This window comes from Streptomyces sp. NPDC088707 (assembly GCF_044752725.1).
In the GTDB taxonomy this organism is placed as follows: Bacteria; Actinomycetota; Actinomycetes; order Streptomycetales; family Streptomycetaceae; genus Streptomyces.
Genome location: NZ_JBIVLV010000009.1, coordinates 402,221 through 418,510, shown reverse-complemented (window position 1 = coordinate 418,510; position 16,290 = coordinate 402,221). Strand labels below are relative to the sequence as shown.

Sequence of the window (16,290 nt, the reverse complement as noted above, 5' to 3'; positions counted from 1 at the left end):
TTCCTCGAGGGCGTCGAGCCCACCGAGGAGCAGCTGTACGCGGCTGTCCGTCGTATCACCATCGCTTCCGGCAAGGGCAACGGCGAGAAGACGGTCACCCCCGTCTTCTGCGGTACCGCGTTCAAGAACAAGGGTGTTCAGCCCCTGCTCGACGCTGTCGTCCGTTACCTGCCGTCGCCCCTGGACGTCGAGGCCATCGAGGGCCACGACGTCAAGGACGCCGAGGTCGTCGTCAAGCGCAAGCCGTCCGACGACGAGCCGCTGTCGGCCCTCGCGTTCAAGATCGCGAGCGACCCGCACCTCGGCAAGCTCACCTTCGTCCGGATCTACTCCGGTCGCCTGGAGGCCGGCACCGCGGTGCTGAACTCCGTCAAGGGCAAGAAGGAGCGCATCGGCAAGATCTACCGCATGCACGCGAACAAGCGTGAGGAGATCGACTCGGTGGGCGCCGGCGACATCGTCGCCGTCATGGGCCTCAAGCAGACCACCACCGGTGAGACGCTGTGTGACGACAAGAACCCGGTCGTGCTGGAGTCCATGGACTTCCCGGCGCCGGTCATTCAGGTCGCCATCGAGCCCAAGTCCAAGGGTGACCAGGAGAAGCTGGGTGTCGCCATCCAGCGTCTCGCGGAGGAGGACCCCTCCTTCCAGGTGCACTCGGACGAGGAGACCGGCCAGACCATCATCGGTGGTATGGGCGAGCTTCACCTCGACATCCTCGTCGACCGCATGCGTCGCGAGTTCAAGGTCGAGGCGAACGTCGGCAAGCCGCAGGTCGCGTACCGCGAGACGATCCGCAAGACCGTCGAGCGCGTGGACTACACCCACAAGAAGCAGACCGGTGGTACCGGTCAGTTCGCCAAGGTGCAGATCGCGATCGAGCCGATCACCGAGGGCGACGCCTCGTACGAGTTCGTGAACAAGGTCACCGGTGGCCGCATCCCGAAGGAGTACATCCCTTCGGTCGACGCGGGTGCGCAGGAGGCCATGCAGTTCGGCATCCTGGCCGGCTACGAGATGACTGGCGTCCGCGTCATCCTTCTCGACGGTGGCTACCACGAGGTCGACTCCTCCGAGCTCGCGTTCAAGATCGCCGGTTCGCAGGCCTTCAAGGAGGCCGCGCGGAAGGCTTCGCCGGTCATCCTCGAGCCCATGATGTCCGTCGAGGTCACCACGCCCGAGGACTACATGGGTGAGGTCATCGGCGACATCAACTCCCGCCGTGGCCAGATCCAGGCCATGGAGGAGCGCAGCGGCGCTCGCGTCGTGAAGGGCCTCGTGCCCCTTTCGGAGATGTTCGGCTACGTCGGCGACCTCCGCAGCAAGACCTCGGGTCGCGCAAGCTACTCGATGCAGTTCGACTCCTACGCCGAGGTTCCGCGGAACGTCGCCGAGGAGATCATCGCGAAGGCCAAGGGCGAGTAACTCTTCCGAGTTCACGCTTTAGGCTTGACACCAGTCGCCGGGGCTCAGCCCCCCGAAACCCGAGGAGTCGGGTCCCGGCGGATGGCATCCCAGCAAAGATCACCTGGCGCCGATGAGCAAGGCGTACAGAACCACTCCGCAGGAGGATTCAGTGGCGAAGGCAAAGTTCGAGCGGACTAAGCCGCACGTCAACATCGGCACCATCGGTCACATTGACCACGGTAAGACGACCCTCACGGCCGCCATTACCAAGGTGCTGCACGACGCGTACCCGGACCTGAACGAGGCCTCGGCCTTCGACCAGATCGACAAGGCTCCCGAGGAGCGCCAGCGCGGTATCACGATCTCGATCGCGCACGTCGAGTACCAGACGGAGTCGCGTCACTACGCGCACGTCGACTGCCCGGGTCACGCTGACTACATCAAGAACATGATCACGGGTGCCGCGCAGATGGACGGCGCCATCCTCGTGGTCGCCGCCACCGACGGCCCGATGCCGCAGACCAAGGAGCACGTGCTCCTGGCCCGCCAGGTCGGCGTTCCGTACATCGTCGTCGCCCTGAACAAGGCCGACATGGTGGACGACGAGGAGATCCTGGAGCTCGTCGAGCTCGAGGTCCGTGAGCTCCTCTCCGAGTACGAGTTCCCGGGCGACGACCTTCCGGTCGTCCGTGTCTCGGCGCTCAAGGCCCTCGAGGGCGACAAGGAGTGGGGCGAGAAGCTCCTCGGCCTCATGCACGCGGTGGACGAGTCCATCCCGCAGCCCGAGCGTGACGTCGACAAGCCGTTCCTGATGCCGATCGAGGACGTCTTCACGATCACCGGTCGTGGCACCGTCGTCACCGGTCGTATCGAGCGCGGTATCCTCAAGGTCAACGAGACCGTCGACATCATCGGCATCAAGACCGAGAAGACCACCACCACGGTCACCGGTATCGAGATGTTCCGCAAGCTGCTCGACGAGGGCCAGGCCGGTGAGAACGTCGGTCTGCTCCTCCGTGGCATCAAGCGCGAGGACGTCGAGCGCGGCCAGGTCATCATCAAGCCGGGTTCGGTCACGCCGCACACCAGCTTCGAGGCCCAGGCCTACATCCTGTCGAAGGACGAGGGTGGCCGTCACACCCCGTTCTTCAACAACTACCGCCCGCAGTTCTACTTCCGTACCACGGACGTGACCGGCGTCGTGACCCTCCCCGAGGGCACCGAGATGGTCATGCCGGGCGACAACACCGCCATGAGCGTTGAGCTGATCCAGCCCATCGCCATGGAGGAGGGCCTCAAGTTCGCCATCCGTGAGGGTGGCCGGACCGTCGGCGCCGGCCAGGTCGTCAAGATCAACGCCTGATCGTTGATCTGACCTGGTAGCTCCACGAGCTGCAGCAGAAGGCCCCGCACCTTTCGGTGCGGGGCCTTCTCGCATGTCCGGACGGGTTACGGCCGCCAGCTCCACGGGCGCCCGTCCGCACCCAGGCCCACCACGGTCACCCCGCCCGCGCGCAGGTGCAGCGCCGCCGACACCGCCGGCGTCCCCGTCGTGCGGGTCCGCGTCCGGTTCCCGGCCCGCACCCGCACCCTGCCGTCCGGATCCGTGCCCAGGAGCACGGTCCCCAGGGCCGCGGAGCGCGCGGCGACCACACCCCCGTAACCGTCCAGACCGGCGTCGCCCCGGGGGCCGAGGAGTTCCCCGGTCGCCGGGCGCCGGTAGTAGAGGTCGCCGCCCGCCGACGCCACCGTGGATCCGGAGAGCGGCAGCCGCTCCGCTTGCTCGGCCCCGTCCACCCAGTGCCGTACGGACTCCCGCCCGGCCGCGTGGAGGTGCACCCGCCCCTTCACGTCGAGCGACACGGCGAGTCCGTCCTGGACCTCCGCCGCCCCGGGGAGCGTCCGCCACGGACCCCAGGAGCCGTCGGCCGCCCTGACCCGGGTCGAGACGTTCTTGTCCGCGTTCCGTACGAAGAGGTGGACCCGGCCGTCGGGTGCCGCGACGGCCACCGGCGCACCGACCCGGCGGCCCCGGTCGTCGGTGCGCTCCGGGTTCCCGAGTCCGCGGCAGGCCAGGAACGTGCCGCCGGGGGAGCGCTGCTCCAGAAGCACCAGCTCGCGCCGGTTCCGCCCGCCGTGTCCGTCGATCGCGTCGAACCGCACCCCGAAGAGCAGCACCCGGCCGTCCCGGAGCACCGCCGAGCCGAGTGCGGGGGCGAGCGGGCCGCCCCCGAGGTCCGCCGGCTCGCCCCACACGCCGGGTGCCGTCTCCTGCCAGCGGACCGCGCGCAGGCCGAGCACCCCGTAGGCGGTGAGGCGGCCGTCCGGCCGCTCGGCGAGCGCGGGGCCGGCGGCGGGCCAGCGGTGGTGGGTGGAGCGGACCCAGCCCTTGCGGTTGGTGAGCGGCCGTTCGCCGCCGACGCCGTAGTCGCCGCAGCCCGAGGGGTTGCCGCACTCCCAGGACGGGTCGCCGCCGTACGGGACGAGGCGGGCCGCCTTCTCCTCGAGCACCTGGCGCGGGAGGTTCTTGGGCCAGTGCCGGTTGTAGTAGCCGCGGAAGGCGGTCGTCGTGAACGCCGGTATGGGCTCGCCGTCCCGGACGGCGTCCGAGACCCAGCGGCTCAGCGCGGCCCACGTGAAGGACGCGACGGCCGTGTGGTCGCCGTGGTCCGAGTAGCCGGGCTGCTCCGAGTCCCGCTTGCGGGTGGCCTCGTCGCTGAGCTGGATGTCCGGGTCGGGGTCCAGGGTGTGCACGACGGTGGGCCGGTAGCGGGCGAGCAGTCCGACGAGGACGCCGACCAGCCGGTCGTAGTCGTAGGTGTCCGAGCGGGTGACGGGCGATCCGGTCGACAGATGGGTCCGCAGCTCCAGGGCGCGGTCGTGCCAGAGGGCCGGCAGGGCCATGTAGCGCCGGTTCGTGTGCATCGGCAGGTTGAGGAAGACCAGCTCGACGCGGTTCCGGCCGTGGACGAGGGTGTCGATCTCCGCCCGCCGGCCGCCGGGGAGCGTGAGCGTCTCGCGCCGCCAGGGCGTGAACATCGGCAGGCCGAGCGCCGCCGCGTACGACTGGCGCAGGCCCTGGTGGCGCGCCGAGGAGTAGGCGGCGCGGTCCGGGGGAGTGTCCGGCATCCCCTTGATCCGGTTCCGGCCAGTGTGCTCGCCGGCGGTCACGTACACGGAGACGAGCGGGACCCCGGCGTCGAGGAGGCGCTGGGTGTCCGGGTTCATGAAGTACAGGTCGTCGTCGGGGTGCGCGGCGACCTGCAGGAGCAGCGCCCGCCGGGTCCGCGCGGAGGCTATCGGCTTGCCGGGCGCGGGGTCGACGGTCGGCGCGGCCCTGCGCGGCTCCGGCACGGAACACCCGGCGACGGCCGAGGTGACGCCGAGGGCGGCGGCGAGAACCGCCCGCCGGCGGGGTGTCGTGGTCACGTGCGCGGTCCGTCCCCTGGGTAGTGCGGTCCCCTGTAAGACGGACGTTCGATGTCGGTGGTTGTGTGCGGACCGATGTCCGCCTGGCAGGATTCGGCCACCGGGGAGCGATCTTCGAAGTCGCTGCCGATCATGTCGAGGACGGGCCGCCGGCTCCGACCGAGGGGTGACAGCACGCCGCAGGGGCGCGCCGGACGGAGAGGACGACCACCATGAAGTTCGTCGCGATGATCTACGGCAACCAGGCCAAGTGGGACGCCTTCCCCGCGGAGGCCTGGCCCGAGGCGATCGCCCGGCAGGAGGCCTTCAACAGGAAGTACCGCGAGAGCGGCGAGCTGATCGGCGCGTACGGACTCGCCGACGCGGCCGCCGCCCAGCTCGTGCGGCGTGAGGGCGGCGCCCCGGCGGTCACCGACGGCCCGTACCTGGAGACCAAGGAGTACCTGGCCAGCTTCTACCTGCTCGACTGCGACAGCCTGGAGCGGGCCCAGGAGATCGCCGCGGACATGCCCTTCGCGGACACCGACCCCGTGGAGCTGTGGCCGGTCCTGCACGAGTCCGCGGCGGACGTGTGAGCGGCTCGGCCGAGGTCGAGGGCCTGCTGCGGACGTACGCGCCGCAGGTCCTCGGCGCGCTCGTCCGCCGGTACGGCACCTTCGACCTCTGCGAGGACGCCGTCCAGGAGGCCCTGATCGCCGCCGCCCGGCAGTGGCCCGCGGACGGCGTCCCGGACAACCCGCGCGGCTGGCTGGTCACCGTCGCCACCCGCAGGTTCGTCGACCTGGTGCGCGGCGAGGCCGCCCGCAGGCGCCGCGAGGACGCCGTCGCCCTGGCCACCCCGGACTCCGAGCTCCTCGCCCGCGCCGCGGACGAGGACCCCGGCGGCGACCGGGACGACTCGCTCTCGCTGCTCTTCCTCTGCTGCCACCCGGAGCTCTCCCCGCCGAGCCGGATCGCGCTCACGCTGCGCGCCGTCGGCGGTCTCACCACCGCGCAGATCGCCGCCGCGTTCCTGGTGCCCGAGCCGACGATGGCGCAGCGCATCAGCCGGGCCAAGCAGACGATCAGGGCGGTGGGCGGCTCGTTCGCGCTCCCGCCGGGGGAGGACCGTACGGCCCGGCTCGCCGAGGTCCGGCACGTGCTCTACCTGATCTTCAACGAGGGCTACACGGCGAGCGCCGGCGAGGAGCTGACCGCGCCCGAGCTGTCCACCGAGGCGATCCGGCTCGCGCGGCTGCTGCACCGGCTGCTGCCCGAGGACACCGAGACGGCGGGCCTGCTCGCCCTGATGCTGCTCACGGACGCCCGCAGACCGGCCCGCACGGGCCCGCACGGCGAGCTGGTGCCGCTCGCGGAGCAGGACCGGGGGAGGTGGGACGGCCGGCTCGTCACGGAGGGCGTCGAGCTGATCAGCCGCACGCTGCCCCGGGGCCGGGTAGGCCCGTACCAGCTGCAGGCGGCGATCGCGGCCGTGCACGACGAGGCGGAGACCGCCGGGGCCACCGACTGGCCGCAGATCCTCGCGCTCTACGAGCTCCTGGAGCGGACCGGGCCGAATCCGATGGTCACCCTCAACCGCGCGGTGGCCCTCGCGATGGTCGAGGGACCCGCGGCCGGGCTCGCGCTCCTGGACGGACTCGCGCGGGACAAGCGACTGGCCCGGCATCACCGGCTGCTCGCCACCCGGGCCCATCTGCTCGAACTCCTCGGCGAGAGGGAGGCCGCGGCGGAGGCCTACCGGGAGGCGGCACGCCGTACGACCAGTGCCCCGGAACGTCGTCATCTCACCGAGCGGGCGCGGCGTTTGGGGTGAGGAGGAGGGGGGCGGCCGTCCCCCGCGCGTGCGCCCCGGCGCATGGCCGTACGTGACGTGGGGTACAGTCTTCGCTCCCGATTGGCGGCCGGATGGCCCCGTATGGCAGACTGTCGGGGTTGCTCGGTTGAGTGCCGATGCTGCGCGCCTCCCGTCGGGAGGACCGGAAGCGAGTCCCACAGTACTCGTCGCTCCTTGTCAGGAGCGGACGTACGGGAATCTTCTGGGAAGCGTCAGCGGGGTACCGGCCAGGCGCCCGGTGGGTGTTTTGCCCCCGGCCTGCGGTCATGGCGACCGTGCCCCCTTGGTTGGGAAATCCTCAGGGATTTTTGCGTAGAGGGAGTGCGACACGCCCGACCGCGTGGGTCGGAGATACGACAACGCTTCTCCGTAAGCGAAGCCGATCGGGTTCCAGAGCGTTACGAGACAAAGGACTACTAGTAGCCATGGCGGGACAGAAGATCCGCATCCGGCTCAAGGCCTACGACCACGAGGTCATCGACTCCTCGGCGAAGAAGATCGTCGAGACGGTGACCCGCACTGGTGCGTCGGTCGCAGGCCCGGTGCCGCTGCCCACTGAGAAGAACGTGTACTGCGTCATCAAGTCGCCGCACAAGTACAAGGACTCGCGCGAGCACTTCGAGATGCGCACGCACAAGCGCCTCATCGACATCCTCGACCCCACGCCGAAGACGGTTGACTCGCTCATGCGTCTCGACCTCCCGGCGGGCGTTGACATCGAGATCAAGCTCTGAGGGCGCGCGAGATGGCTAAGAACATCAAGGGCATCCTGGGCGAGAAGCTCGGCATGACGCAGGTCTGGGACGAGAACAACCGGATTGTCCCGGTGACCGTCGTCAAGGCCGGCCCGAATGTCGTGACCCAGGTGCGTACGAACGACGTCGACGGCTACGAGTCGGTCCAGATCGCCTTCGGCGAGATCGACCCTCGCAAGGTGAACAAGCCCCTCAAGGGTCACTTCGCCAAGGCCGACGTCACCCCGCGCCGCCACCTGGTGGAGCTCCGCACCGCTGACGCCTCCGAGTACACGCTCGGCCAGGAGATCACCGCCGAGGTCTTCGAGGCCGGCGTGAAGGTCGACGTCACCGGTAAGAGCAAGGGCAAGGGCTTCGCCGGTGTCATGAAGCGCCACAACTTCCGTGGTGGCAAGGCATCGCACGGTGCCCACCGCGTGCACCGCAAGCCCGGTTCCATCGGTGGCTGCGCCACCCCGGGCCGTGTCTTCAAGGGCATGAAGATGGCTGGTCGCATGGGCAACGAGCGCGTGACCACCCAGAACCTGACCGTCCACGCCGTTGACGCCGAGAAGGGTCTGCTGCTCATCAAGGGCGCCGTCCCCGGCCCCAACGGTGGCCTCGTCCTGGTCCGCACCGCGGCCAAGGGGGTTTGAGGAACCGATGAGCACCATTGACATCCTTTCGCCGGCAGGCGACAAGACCGGGACCGTCGAGCTCCCCGAGGAGATCTTCGGCGCCAAGGTCAGCGTTCCGCTGATCCACCAGGTCGTCGTCGCGCAGCTGGCCGCGGCCCGTCAGGGCACGCACAAGACCAAGCGCCGTGGCGAAGTCCGTGGTGGCGGCAAGAAGCCGTACCGCCAGAAGGGCACCGGCCGCGCCCGTCAGGGTTCGACCCGCGCCCCGCAGTTCGCCGGCGGTGGCGTCGTCCACGGCCCGCAGCCGCGTGACTACTCGCAGCGGACCCCCAAGAAGATGAAGGTCGCCGCCCTCCGCGGTGCCCTCTCGGACCGGGCCACCCACTCCCGCATCCACGTCGTCACCGGCGTGGTCGAGGGTGACATCTCCACCAAGGCCGCGAAGACGCTGTTCGGCAAGATCTCGGAGCGCAAGAACCTGCTCCTGGTCGTCGAGCGCTCCGACGAGGCCGCGTGGCTGTCCGCTCGTAACCTGCCCCAGGTGCACATCCTGGAGCCGGGCCAGCTCAACACGTACGACGTGATCGTCTCCGACGACGTGGTCTTCACCAAGGCCGCCCTCGAGTCCTTCGTGTCTGGCCCCCAGACCGACGAGACCGAAGGGAGCGACGCCTGATGACTGAGGCCGTCGTCACCAGCAAGACCTTCTCGGACCCGCGCGACATTCTCGTCAAGCCGGTTGTCTCGGAGAAGAGCTACGCACTGCTGGACGAGAACAAGTACACGTTCATCGTCGCGCCTGGCTCCAACAAGACCCAGATCAAGCAGGCCGTCGAGGCGGTCTTCTCGGTCAAGGTCACCGGGGTCAACACGATCAACCGCCAGGGCAAGCGCAAGCGCACCAAGGCCGGTTTCGGCAAGCGCAAGGACACCAAGCGCGCCATCGTGACCCTTGCTGAGGGCAACCGTATCGACATCTTCGGCGGTCCGACCGCCTAACGGCGGTCTGGATCGTCCGGAATCGGACGAGGACTGAGAAATGGGAATCCGCAAGTACAAGCCGACTACGCCGGGCCGTCGTGGCTCCTCCGTAGCCGACTTCGTCGAGATCACGCGGTCCACGCCGGAGAAGTCGCTGGTTCGCCCCCTGCACAGCAAGGGCGGCCGTAACAACACCGGTCGGATCACCGTTCGCCACCAGGGTGGTGGACACAAGCGCGCCTACCGTGTGATCGACTTCCGTCGTCACGACAAGGACGGCGTGCCGGCCAAGGTCGCTCACATCGAGTACGACCCCAACCGCACCGCGCGCATCGCGCTGCTCCACTACGTGGACGGCGAGAAGCGCTACATCATCGCCCCCAAGGGTCTGACGCAGGGTGACCGCGTCGAGAACGGCCCCGGCGCTGACATCAAGCCCGGCAACAACCTGGCGCTCCGCAACATCCCGGTCGGTACCACGATCCACGCGATCGAGATCCGTCCCGGTGGCGGCGCCAAGTTCGCGCGCTCCGCTGGCGCCTCCGTGCAGCTGCTGGCGAAGGAGGGCACGATGGCCCACCTTCGTATGCCGTCCGGTGAGATCCGTCTCGTCGACGCCCGCTGCCGCGCCACGATCGGCGAGGTCGGCAACGCCGAGCAGTCGAACATCAACTGGGGCAAGGCCGGCCGTAAGCGCTGGCTGGGCGTCCGCCCGACCGTTCGCGGTGTGGCGATGAACCCGGTTGACCACCCGCACGGTGGTGGTGAGGGCAAGACCTCCGGTGGTCGCCACCCGGTCTCCCCGTGGGGTCAGAAGGAGGGTCGTACTCGCTCGCCGAAGAAGGCTTCGAGCAAGTACATCGTCCGCCGCCGCAAGACGAACAAGAAGCGCTAGGAGCGGGTTTAGATGCCGCGCAGTCTCAAGAAGGGACCCTTCGTTGACGGCCACCTCGTAAAGAAGGTGGACGTACAGAACGAAGCCGGTACCAAGAACGTCATCAAGACCTGGTCCCGTCGCTCGATGATCATCCCGGCCATGCTCGGCCACACGATCGCGGTGCACAACGGCAAGACCCACATTCCGGTGTTTGTCACCGAGTCGATGGTCGGCCACAAGCTCGGCGAGTTCTCGCCGACGCGCACCTTCCGGGGTCACGTGAAGGACGACCGGAAGTCGAAGCGCCGCTAGTAGCGGGGTGGAATGACCATGACAGACACTGGAAGGACAACCATGGAAGCCAGGGCCCAGGCGCGGTACATCCGCGTCACGCCCATGAAGGCCCGCCGCGTGGTGGACCTTATCCGTGGCATGGATGCCACGGAGGCTCAGGCGGTCCTGCGTTTCGCCCCGCAGGCCGCGAGCGTGCCGGTTGGCAAGGTGCTGGACAGCGCCATCGCCAACGCCGCGCACAACTACGACCACACTGACGCCTCTTCGCTGGTCATCAGCGAGGCGTACGTGGATGAGGGCCCGACCCTGAAGCGGTTCCGTCCGCGTGCTCAGGGCCGTGCCTACCGGATCCGTAAGCGGACCAGCCACATCACCGTGGTCGTCAGCAGCAAGGAAGGAACCCGGTAATGGGCCAGAAGGTTAACCCGCATGGGTTCCGGCTCGGCATCACCACGGACTTCAAGTCCCGCTGGTACGCCGACAAGCTGTACAAGGACTACGTCAAGGAAGACGTCGCCATCCGTCGGATGATGACGTCCGGCATGGAGCGCGCCGGCATCTCGAAGGTTGAGATCGAGCGCACCCGTGACCGCGTGCGGGTGGACATCCACACCGCGCGTCCCGGCATCGTCATCGGCCGCCGTGGCGCCGAGGCCGACCGTATCCGCGGCGACCTCGAGAAGCTCACGGGCAAGCAGGTCCAGCTGAACATCCTCGAGGTCAAGAACCCCGAGATGGACGCTCAGCTGGTTGCTCAGGCCGTTGCCGAGCAGCTCTCCTCCCGCGTCTCCTTCCGTCGCGCCATGCGTAAGAGCATGCAGGGCACGATGAAGGCCGGCGCCAAGGGCATCAAGATCCAGTGCGGCGGTCGTCTCGGCGGCGCCGAGATGTCCCGCTCGGAGTTCTACCGCGAGGGCCGTGTGCCCCTGCACACGCTCCGCGCGAACGTCGACTACGGCTTCTTCGAGGCCAAGACGACCTTCGGCCGCATCGGCGTGAAGGTCTGGATCTACAAGGGCGACGTCAAGAACATCGCCGAGGTCCGCGCCGAGAACGCTGCGGCCCGTGCGGGTAACCGCCCGGCCCGTGGCGCCGGCGCTGGCGACCGCCCGGCCGGCCGTGGTGGCCGCGGTGGCGAGCGTGGCGGCCGCGGCCGCAAGCCGCAGCAGCAGTCCGCGCCGGCTGCCGAGGCCCCCAAGGCCGACGCTCCCGCCGCCGCTGCCGCTCCGGCTGAGAGCACCGGAACGGAGGCCTGACCGAAATGCTGATCCCCCGTAGGGTCAAGCACCGCAAGCAGCACCACCCCAAGCGCTCGGGTATGAGCAAGGGTGGTACGCAGGTTGCGTTCGGCGAGTACGGCATTCAGGCCCTCACGCCGGCGTACGTGACCAACCGCCAGATCGAGGCGGCTCGTATCGCGATGACCCGCCACATCAAGCGTGGCGGCAAGGTCTGGATCAACATCTACCCGGACCGCCCGCTGACGAAGAAGCCCGCCGAGACCCGCATGGGTTCCGGTAAGGGTTCTCCGGAGTGGTGGATCGCGAACGTCAAGCCGGGTCGGGTGATGTTCGAACTGTCCTACCCGAACGAGAAGATCGCGCGCGAGGCCCTGACCCGTGCGGCCCACAAGCTGCCGATGAAGTGCAAGATCGTTAAGCGCGAAGCAGGTGAGCTGTGATGTCGGCCGGTACCAAGGCGTCCGAGCTGCGCGAGCTGGGCAACGAGGAGCTTCTCAACAAGCTCCGCGAGGCCAAGGAAGAGCTGTTCAACCTCCGCTTCCAGGCGGCGACGGGCCAGCTCGAGAACCACGGTCGGCTCAAGTCCGTCCGTAAGGACATCGCCCGGATCTACACCCTGATGCGTGAGCGCGAGCTGGGCATCGAGACGGTGGAGAACGCCTGATGAGCGAGAGCAACGTGACTGAGAAGACCGAGCGCAACGCTCGCAAGGTCCGCGAGGGCCTGGTCGTCAGCGACAAGATGGACAAGACCGTCGTCGTCGCTGTCGAGGACCGCGTCAAGCACGCGCTGTACGGCAAGGTCATCCGCCGTACGAACAAGCTCAAGGCTCATGACGAGCAGAACGCTGCCGGCATCGGCGACCGCGTCCTCCTGATGGAGACCCGGAAGCTGTCCGCCACGAAGCACTGGCGCGTCATCGAGATCCTCGAGAAGGCCAAGTAATTACTCGAGGGGTTTCCCTCGGGTCAGTTCCGCCAGGCTCGGTCGGGGCTTCTGTTGAAGCCCCGGCCGGGAACCGGCAGACAATCAGGAGATAGACGTGATCCAGCAGGAGTCGCGACTGCGTGTCGCCGACAACACTGGTGCCAAGGAGATCCTTTGCATCCGTGTTCTCGGTGGCTCGGGTCGCCGCTACGCGGGCATCGGTGACGTCATCGTCGCCACCGTCAAGGACGCGATCCCCGGTGGCAACGTGAAGAAGGGTGACGTCGTCAAGGCGGTCATCGTTCGCACCGTCAAGGAGCGCCGCCGCCAGGACGGCTCGTACATCCGCTTCGACGAGAACGCCGCTGTCATTCTCAAGAACGACGGCGACCCTCGTGGCACCCGTATCTTCGGCCCGGTGGGCCGTGAGCTGCGCGAGAAGAAGTTCATGAAGATCATCTCGCTCGCGCCGGAGGTGCTGTAAGCATGAAGATCAAGAAGGGCGACCTGGTCCAGGTCATCACCGGTAAGGACAAGGGCAAGCAGGGCAAGGTCATCACGGCCTTCCCCCGCGAGAACCGCGTCCTCGTCGAGGGTGTCAACCGGGTCAAGAAGCACACCAAGGCCGGCCCGTCGCAGGCCGGTGGCATCGTCACGACCGAGGCTCCGGTCCACGTCTCCAACGTCCAGCTGGTCGTGGAGAAGGACGGCAAGAAGGTCGTCACGCGTGTCGGCTACCGCTTCGACGACGAGGGCAACAAGATCCGCGTTGCCAAGCGGACGGGTGAGGACATCTGATGGCTACCACCACTCCGCGTCTCAAGACGAAGTACCGCGAGGAGATCGCGGGCAAGCTGCGTGAGGAGTTCTCCTACGAGAACGTCATGCAGGTTCCCGGCCTCGTCAAGATCGTGGTGAACATGGGTGTCGGCGACGCCGCCCGTGACTCGAAGCTCATGGACGGTGCCGTCCGTGACCTGACCACGATCACCGGTCAGAAGCCGGCCGTCACCAAGGCTCGCAAGTCCATCGCGCAGTTCAAGCTGCGTGAGGGCCAGCCGATCGGTGCGCACGTCACCCTCCGTGGCGACCGCATGTGGGAGTTCCTGGACCGCACCCTGTCGCTCGCGCTTCCGCGCATCCGCGACTTCCGTGGTCTGTCCCCCAAGCAGTTCGACGGGCGTGGCAACTACACCTTCGGTCTCACGGAGCAGGTCATGTTCCACGAGATCGACCAGGACAAGATCGACCGTGTCCGGGGTATGGACATCACCGTGGTCACCACGGCGACCAACGACGACGAGGGCCGTGCCCTTCTGCGTCACCTCGGCTTCCCCTTCAAGGAGGCGTAAGCGAGATGGCGAAGAAGGCTCTCATCGCGAAGGCTGCTCGCAAGCCCAAGTTCGGCGTGCGTGGCTACACGCGCTGCCAGCGCTGTGGTCGTCCCCACTCCGTGTACCGCAAGTTCGGCCTGTGCCGCGTGTGCCTTCGTGAGATGGCTCACCGTGGCGAGCTGCCGGGCGTGACCAAGAGCTCCTGGTAATCCCTTACTTGGGATGACCGGAGTCTCTCGGTAAGCACTGGGTTGTCGGATGCCCATCCCTCCATGGCTTAGGCTAGGAGGGTTGGGCGTCCGTCGCCCGTACGACTTACTACGCCGTAGGTCCCCGCGCCGCACCCGTCCCGCCCCTGTGTGGGGAGAGGGATGGCGCACTGGAAACCCCGGCGAGAGAGGCCGAAGGCCAATTCATGACCATGACTGATCCGATCGCGGACATGCTGACTCGTCTGCGTAACGCGAACTCGGCATACCACGACTCCGTGACGATGCCGCACAGCAAGATCAAGTCTCACATCGCGGAAATCCTCCAGCAGGAGGGCTTCATCACGGGCTGGAAGGTCGAGGACGCCGAGGTCGGCAAGAACCTCGTCCTCGAGCTCAAGTTCGGTCCGAACCGTGAGCGCTCCATCGCGGGCATCAAGCGGATCTCGAAGCCCGGTCTCCGGGTTTACGCGAAGTCCACCAACCTGCCGAAGGTTCTCGGCGGCCTGGGCGTGGCGATCATCTCCACGTCCCACGGTCTCCTGACCGGCCAGCAGGCAGGCAAGAAGGGCGTAGGTGGGGAAGTCCTCGCCTACGTCTGGTAGTCGGGAAAGGAAGGAAAGCTCATGTCGCGTATTGGCAAGCTGCCTATCCCGGTTCCCGCCGGCGTGGACGTCACCATCGATGGCCGCACGGTCACGGTGAAGGGTTCCAAGGGCACCCTGAGCCACACCGTTGCCGCTCCGATCGAGATCGTTAAGGGCGAGGACGGCGTGCTCAACGTCTCCCGTCCGAACGACGAGCGTCAGAACAAGGCCCTTCACGGCCTGTCCCGCACGCTGGTGGCCAACATGATCACCGGTGTGACCCAGGGTTACGTGAAGGCGCTCGAGATCAGCGGTGTCGGTTACCGCGTCGCCGCGAAGGGCTCCAACCTGGAGTTCCAGCTCGGCTACAGCCACCCGATCCTGGTCGAGGCGCCCGAGGGCATCTCGTTCAAGGTCGAGTCGCCGACCAAGTTCTCGGTCGAGGGCATCGACAAGCAGAAGGTCGGCGAGGTCGCGGCGAACATCCGCAAGCTGCGGAAGCCCGACCCGTACAAGGCCAAGGGCGTCAAGTACGCCGGCGAGGTCATCCGCCGCAAGGTCGGAAAGGCTGGTAAGTAAGCCATGGCATACGGTGTGAAGATCGCCAAGGGCGACGCTTACAAGCGTGCCGCCAAGGCGCGCCGCCACATCCGCATCCGCAAGAACGTGTCGGGTACGGCGGAGCGTCCGCGCCTCGTCGTGACGCGTTCGAACCGCGGTATCACCGCTCAGGTCATCGACGACCTCAAGGGTCACACCCTTGCGTCCGCGTCGAACCTGGACGCGTCGATCCGCGGTGGCGAGGGTGACAAGTCCGCGCAGGCCAAGCAGGTCGGAGCTCTCGTCGCCGAGCGCGCCAAGGCCGCTGGTGTCGAGGCTGTCGTGTTCGACCGTGGTGGCAACAGGTACGCCGGGCGCATTGCCGCTCTGGCTGACGCCGCCCGCGAAGCCGGGCTGAAGTTCTAAGCCCCGGTTCCGGGACTAACGGACGTAACAGAGAGAGGTAAATCCAATGGCTGGACCCCAGCGCCGCGGAAGCGGTGCCGGTGGCGGCGAGCGGCGGGACCGGAAGGGCCGCGACGGTGGCGCTGCCGCCGAGAAGACCGCGTACGTTGAGCGCGTTGTCGCGATCAACCGCGTCGCCAAGGTTGTCAAGGGTGGTCGCCGCTTCAGCTTCACCGCGCTGGTCGTGGTGGGCGACGGTGACGGCACCGTAGGTGTCGGTTACGGCAAGGCCAAGGAAGTTCCCGCGGCCATCGCCAAGGGTGTCGAGGAAGCCAAGAAGAACTTCTTCAAGGTTCCGCGCATCCAGGGCACCATCCCTCACCCGATCCAGGGCGAGAAGGCCGCGGGCGTCGTCCTGCTCAAGCCGGCTTCCCCCGGTACCGGTGTTATCGCCGGTGGCCCGGTGCGCGCCGTGCTCGAGTGCGCCGGCGTTCACGACATCCTGTCGAAGTCGCTCGGCTCCGACAACGCGATCAACATCGTGCACGCGACCGTGGCGGCCCTCAAGGGCCTGCAGCGTCCCGAGGAGATCGCGGCTCGCCGTGGTCTGCCCCTCGAGGACGTCGCCCCCGCGGCTCTGCTCCGTGCGCGTGCTGGGGCGGGTGCGTAATGGCTCGCCTCAAGGTCACGCAGACGAAGTCGTACATCGGCAGCAAGCAGAACCACCGCGACACCCTGCGTTCGCTTGGCCTCAAGAAGGTCAACGACGTGGTTGTCAAGGAGGACCGCCCCGAGTTCCGCGGAATGGTTCACACCGTCCGCCACCTCGTGACGGTCGAGGAGGTTGACTGAC

25 protein-coding genes are annotated in these 16,290 nt (G+C 67.6%); 24 read left to right on the top strand and 1 reads right to left on the bottom strand.

Going from position 1 to position 16,290, the window contains the following annotated elements; all coding sequences use genetic code 11:
• Both fusA and tuf read left to right on the top strand, forming a co-directional pair.
• Nucleotides 1-1,425, top strand: a 1,425-nt coding sequence (fusA, locus tag ACIP84_RS27450) for an elongation factor G (protein WP_401801109.1), incomplete at its 5' end; no start/stop codon positions are given.
• A gap of 151 nt (nt 1,426-1,576) precedes the next feature.
• Nucleotides 1,577-2,770 carry an elongation factor Tu gene (gene tuf, locus ACIP84_RS27445; RefSeq protein WP_073910658.1) on the top strand — a complete coding sequence of 398 codons (1,194 nt, stop codon included), beginning with the start codon at nt 1,577-1,579 and terminating at the stop codon, nt 2,768-2,770.
• A gap of 86 nt (nt 2,771-2,856) precedes the next feature.
• Here the strand turns inward: tuf and ACIP84_RS27440 are convergent, their stop codons facing one another.
• Nucleotides 2,857-4,836: a PIG-L family deacetylase gene (locus tag ACIP84_RS27440; protein WP_401801107.1), complete on the bottom strand. Its 1,980-nt coding sequence runs from the start codon at nt 4,834-4,836 to the stop codon at nt 2,857-2,859.
• Nucleotides 4,837-5,048: 212 nt separating this feature from the next.
• Between ACIP84_RS27440 and ACIP84_RS27435 the strand changes: the two genes are divergently transcribed.
• The 22 genes from ACIP84_RS27435 (at nt 5,049) to rpmD (ending at nt 16,289) form a co-directional block, all read left to right on the top strand.
• A complete protein-coding gene (locus ACIP84_RS27435) occupies nt 5,049-5,411 on the top strand; it encodes a YciI family protein (RefSeq protein ID WP_401801104.1) in 363 nt (120 codons plus the stop codon).
• Nucleotides 5,408-6,649, top strand: coding sequence for an RNA polymerase sigma factor (locus tag ACIP84_RS27430; RefSeq protein WP_401801102.1), 1,242 nt, complete (start codon nt 5,408-5,410; stop codon nt 6,647-6,649). The genes ACIP84_RS27435 and ACIP84_RS27430 overlap by 4 nt, the downstream gene beginning before the upstream one ends.
• A 446-nt stretch (nt 6,650-7,095) precedes the next feature.
• The gene (gene rpsJ, locus ACIP84_RS27425) at nt 7,096-7,404 is read left to right on the top strand and encodes a 30S ribosomal protein S10 (protein ID WP_003948644.1); all 309 of its coding nucleotides are present in this window, start codon (nt 7,096-7,098) and stop codon (nt 7,402-7,404) included.
• Between the two features lie 11 nt (nt 7,405-7,415).
• Nucleotides 7,416-8,060, top strand: a complete 645-nt coding sequence (gene rplC, locus ACIP84_RS27420; protein WP_073910644.1) for a 50S ribosomal protein L3 — start codon at nt 7,416-7,418, stop codon at nt 8,058-8,060.
• Between the two features lie 7 nt (nt 8,061-8,067).
• On the top strand, nt 8,068-8,718 hold the full coding sequence (gene rplD, locus ACIP84_RS27415) for a 50S ribosomal protein L4 (RefSeq protein WP_318208693.1): 651 nt from the start codon (nt 8,068-8,070) through the stop codon (nt 8,716-8,718).
• A complete protein-coding gene (gene rplW / locus ACIP84_RS27410) occupies nt 8,718-9,041 on the top strand; it encodes a 50S ribosomal protein L23 (RefSeq protein ID WP_024755407.1) in 324 nt (107 codons plus the stop codon). The genes rplD and rplW overlap by 1 nt, the downstream gene beginning before the upstream one ends.
• Nucleotides 9,042-9,081: 40 nt before the next feature.
• Entirely contained in the window at nt 9,082-9,918 is an 837-nt protein-coding gene (rplB, locus tag ACIP84_RS27405; protein ID WP_030214008.1) for a 50S ribosomal protein L2, read from the top strand.
• A 12-nt stretch (nt 9,919-9,930) separates the two neighbouring features.
• Complete coding sequence (gene rpsS / locus ACIP84_RS27400) at nt 9,931-10,212, top strand: 30S ribosomal protein S19 (protein WP_024755409.1); 282 nt, start codon at nt 9,931-9,933, stop codon at nt 10,210-10,212.
• 42 nt (nt 10,213-10,254) lie between these two features.
• Entirely contained in the window at nt 10,255-10,602 is a 348-nt protein-coding gene (gene rplV / locus ACIP84_RS27395; protein ID WP_004571827.1) for a 50S ribosomal protein L22, read from the top strand.
• On the top strand, nt 10,602-11,450 hold the full coding sequence (gene rpsC, locus ACIP84_RS27390; RefSeq protein WP_017239578.1) for a 30S ribosomal protein S3: 849 nt from the start codon (nt 10,602-10,604) through the stop codon (nt 11,448-11,450). Before rplV ends, rpsC begins: the two co-directional genes overlap by 1 nt.
• 5 nt (nt 11,451-11,455) lie before the next feature.
• Nucleotides 11,456-11,875, top strand: a complete 420-nt coding sequence (rplP, locus tag ACIP84_RS27385; protein WP_015035580.1) for a 50S ribosomal protein L16 — start codon at nt 11,456-11,458, stop codon at nt 11,873-11,875.
• Entirely contained in the window at nt 11,875-12,099 is a 225-nt protein-coding gene (gene rpmC, locus ACIP84_RS27380; RefSeq protein ID WP_017239580.1) for a 50S ribosomal protein L29, read from the top strand. The genes rplP and rpmC overlap by 1 nt, the downstream gene beginning before the upstream one ends.
• Nucleotides 12,099-12,380, top strand: coding sequence for a 30S ribosomal protein S17 (gene rpsQ, locus ACIP84_RS27375; RefSeq protein ID WP_015035582.1), 282 nt, complete (start codon nt 12,099-12,101; stop codon nt 12,378-12,380). The genes rpmC and rpsQ overlap by 1 nt, the downstream gene beginning before the upstream one ends.
• 97 nt (nt 12,381-12,477) lie before the next feature.
• A complete protein-coding gene (rplN, locus tag ACIP84_RS27370) occupies nt 12,478-12,846 on the top strand; it encodes a 50S ribosomal protein L14 (RefSeq protein ID WP_003956455.1) in 369 nt (122 codons plus the stop codon).
• Between the two features lie 2 nt (nt 12,847-12,848).
• On the top strand, nt 12,849-13,160 hold the full coding sequence (gene rplX, locus ACIP84_RS27365) for a 50S ribosomal protein L24 (protein ID WP_015035583.1): 312 nt from the start codon (nt 12,849-12,851) through the stop codon (nt 13,158-13,160).
• Nucleotides 13,157-13,714, top strand: coding sequence for a 50S ribosomal protein L5 (gene rplE / locus ACIP84_RS27360; protein WP_106975815.1), 558 nt, complete (start codon nt 13,157-13,159; stop codon nt 13,712-13,714). The genes rplX and rplE overlap by 4 nt, the downstream gene beginning before the upstream one ends.
• 5 nt (nt 13,715-13,719) lie before the next feature.
• On the top strand, nt 13,720-13,905 hold the full coding sequence (locus ACIP84_RS27355; protein ID WP_003948630.1) for a type Z 30S ribosomal protein S14: 186 nt from the start codon (nt 13,720-13,722) through the stop codon (nt 13,903-13,905).
• A gap of 206 nt (nt 13,906-14,111) precedes the next feature.
• Nucleotides 14,112-14,510 (top strand): 30S ribosomal protein S8, encoded by a 399-nt coding sequence (gene rpsH, locus ACIP84_RS27350; protein ID WP_015035585.1) that lies wholly within the window; start codon nt 14,112-14,114, stop codon nt 14,508-14,510.
• A 21-nt stretch (nt 14,511-14,531) separates the two neighbouring features.
• Nucleotides 14,532-15,071, top strand: coding sequence for a 50S ribosomal protein L6 (gene rplF / locus ACIP84_RS27345; protein WP_355966080.1), 540 nt, complete (start codon nt 14,532-14,534; stop codon nt 15,069-15,071).
• 3 nt (nt 15,072-15,074) lie between these two features.
• A complete protein-coding gene (gene rplR, locus ACIP84_RS27340) occupies nt 15,075-15,458 on the top strand; it encodes a 50S ribosomal protein L18 (RefSeq protein WP_015035587.1) in 384 nt (127 codons plus the stop codon).
• A 46-nt stretch (nt 15,459-15,504) separates the two neighbouring features.
• Nucleotides 15,505-16,107, top strand: a complete 603-nt coding sequence (rpsE, locus tag ACIP84_RS27335) for a 30S ribosomal protein S5 (RefSeq protein WP_017239585.1) — start codon at nt 15,505-15,507, stop codon at nt 16,105-16,107.
• A complete protein-coding gene (rpmD, locus tag ACIP84_RS27330; RefSeq protein WP_015035589.1) occupies nt 16,107-16,289 on the top strand; it encodes a 50S ribosomal protein L30 in 183 nt (60 codons plus the stop codon). The genes rpsE and rpmD overlap by 1 nt, the downstream gene beginning before the upstream one ends.
• Nucleotide 16,290 lies beyond the last annotated feature (1 nt).

Excerpts from the sequence above, each read along its gene's own strand:
- ACIP84_RS27435 (WP_401801104.1), top strand. The coding sequence starts at position 5,049 with ATGAAGTTCGTCGCGATGATCTACGGCAACCAGGCCAAGTGGGACGCC.
- rpsJ (WP_003948644.1), top strand. The coding sequence starts at position 7,096 with ATGGCGGGACAGAAGATCCGCATCCGGCTCAAGGCCTACGACCACGAG.
- rplC (WP_073910644.1), top strand. The coding sequence starts at position 7,416 with ATGGCTAAGAACATCAAGGGCATCCTGGGCGAGAAGCTCGGCATGACG.
- rplD (WP_318208693.1), top strand. The coding sequence starts at position 8,068 with ATGAGCACCATTGACATCCTTTCGCCGGCAGGCGACAAGACCGGGACC.
- rplW (WP_024755407.1), top strand. The coding sequence starts at position 8,718 with ATGACTGAGGCCGTCGTCACCAGCAAGACCTTCTCGGACCCGCGCGAC.
- rplB (WP_030214008.1), top strand. The coding sequence starts at position 9,082 with ATGGGAATCCGCAAGTACAAGCCGACTACGCCGGGCCGTCGTGGCTCC.
- rpsS (WP_024755409.1), top strand. The coding sequence starts at position 9,931 with ATGCCGCGCAGTCTCAAGAAGGGACCCTTCGTTGACGGCCACCTCGTA.
- rplV (WP_004571827.1), top strand. The coding sequence starts at position 10,255 with ATGGAAGCCAGGGCCCAGGCGCGGTACATCCGCGTCACGCCCATGAAG.
- rpsC (WP_017239578.1), top strand. The coding sequence starts at position 10,602 with ATGGGCCAGAAGGTTAACCCGCATGGGTTCCGGCTCGGCATCACCACG.
- rplP (WP_015035580.1), top strand. The coding sequence starts at position 11,456 with ATGCTGATCCCCCGTAGGGTCAAGCACCGCAAGCAGCACCACCCCAAG.
- rpmC (WP_017239580.1), top strand. The coding sequence starts at position 11,875 with ATGTCGGCCGGTACCAAGGCGTCCGAGCTGCGCGAGCTGGGCAACGAG.
- rpsQ (WP_015035582.1), top strand. The coding sequence starts at position 12,099 with ATGAGCGAGAGCAACGTGACTGAGAAGACCGAGCGCAACGCTCGCAAG.
- rplX (WP_015035583.1), top strand. The coding sequence starts at position 12,849 with ATGAAGATCAAGAAGGGCGACCTGGTCCAGGTCATCACCGGTAAGGAC.
- ACIP84_RS27355 (WP_003948630.1), top strand. The coding sequence starts at position 13,720 with ATGGCGAAGAAGGCTCTCATCGCGAAGGCTGCTCGCAAGCCCAAGTTC.
- rpsH (WP_015035585.1), top strand. The coding sequence starts at position 14,112 with ATGACCATGACTGATCCGATCGCGGACATGCTGACTCGTCTGCGTAAC.
- rplF (WP_355966080.1), top strand. The coding sequence starts at position 14,532 with ATGTCGCGTATTGGCAAGCTGCCTATCCCGGTTCCCGCCGGCGTGGAC.
- rplR (WP_015035587.1), top strand. The coding sequence starts at position 15,075 with ATGGCATACGGTGTGAAGATCGCCAAGGGCGACGCTTACAAGCGTGCC.
- rpsE (WP_017239585.1), top strand. The coding sequence starts at position 15,505 with ATGGCTGGACCCCAGCGCCGCGGAAGCGGTGCCGGTGGCGGCGAGCGG.
- rpmD (WP_015035589.1), top strand. The coding sequence starts at position 16,107 with ATGGCTCGCCTCAAGGTCACGCAGACGAAGTCGTACATCGGCAGCAAG.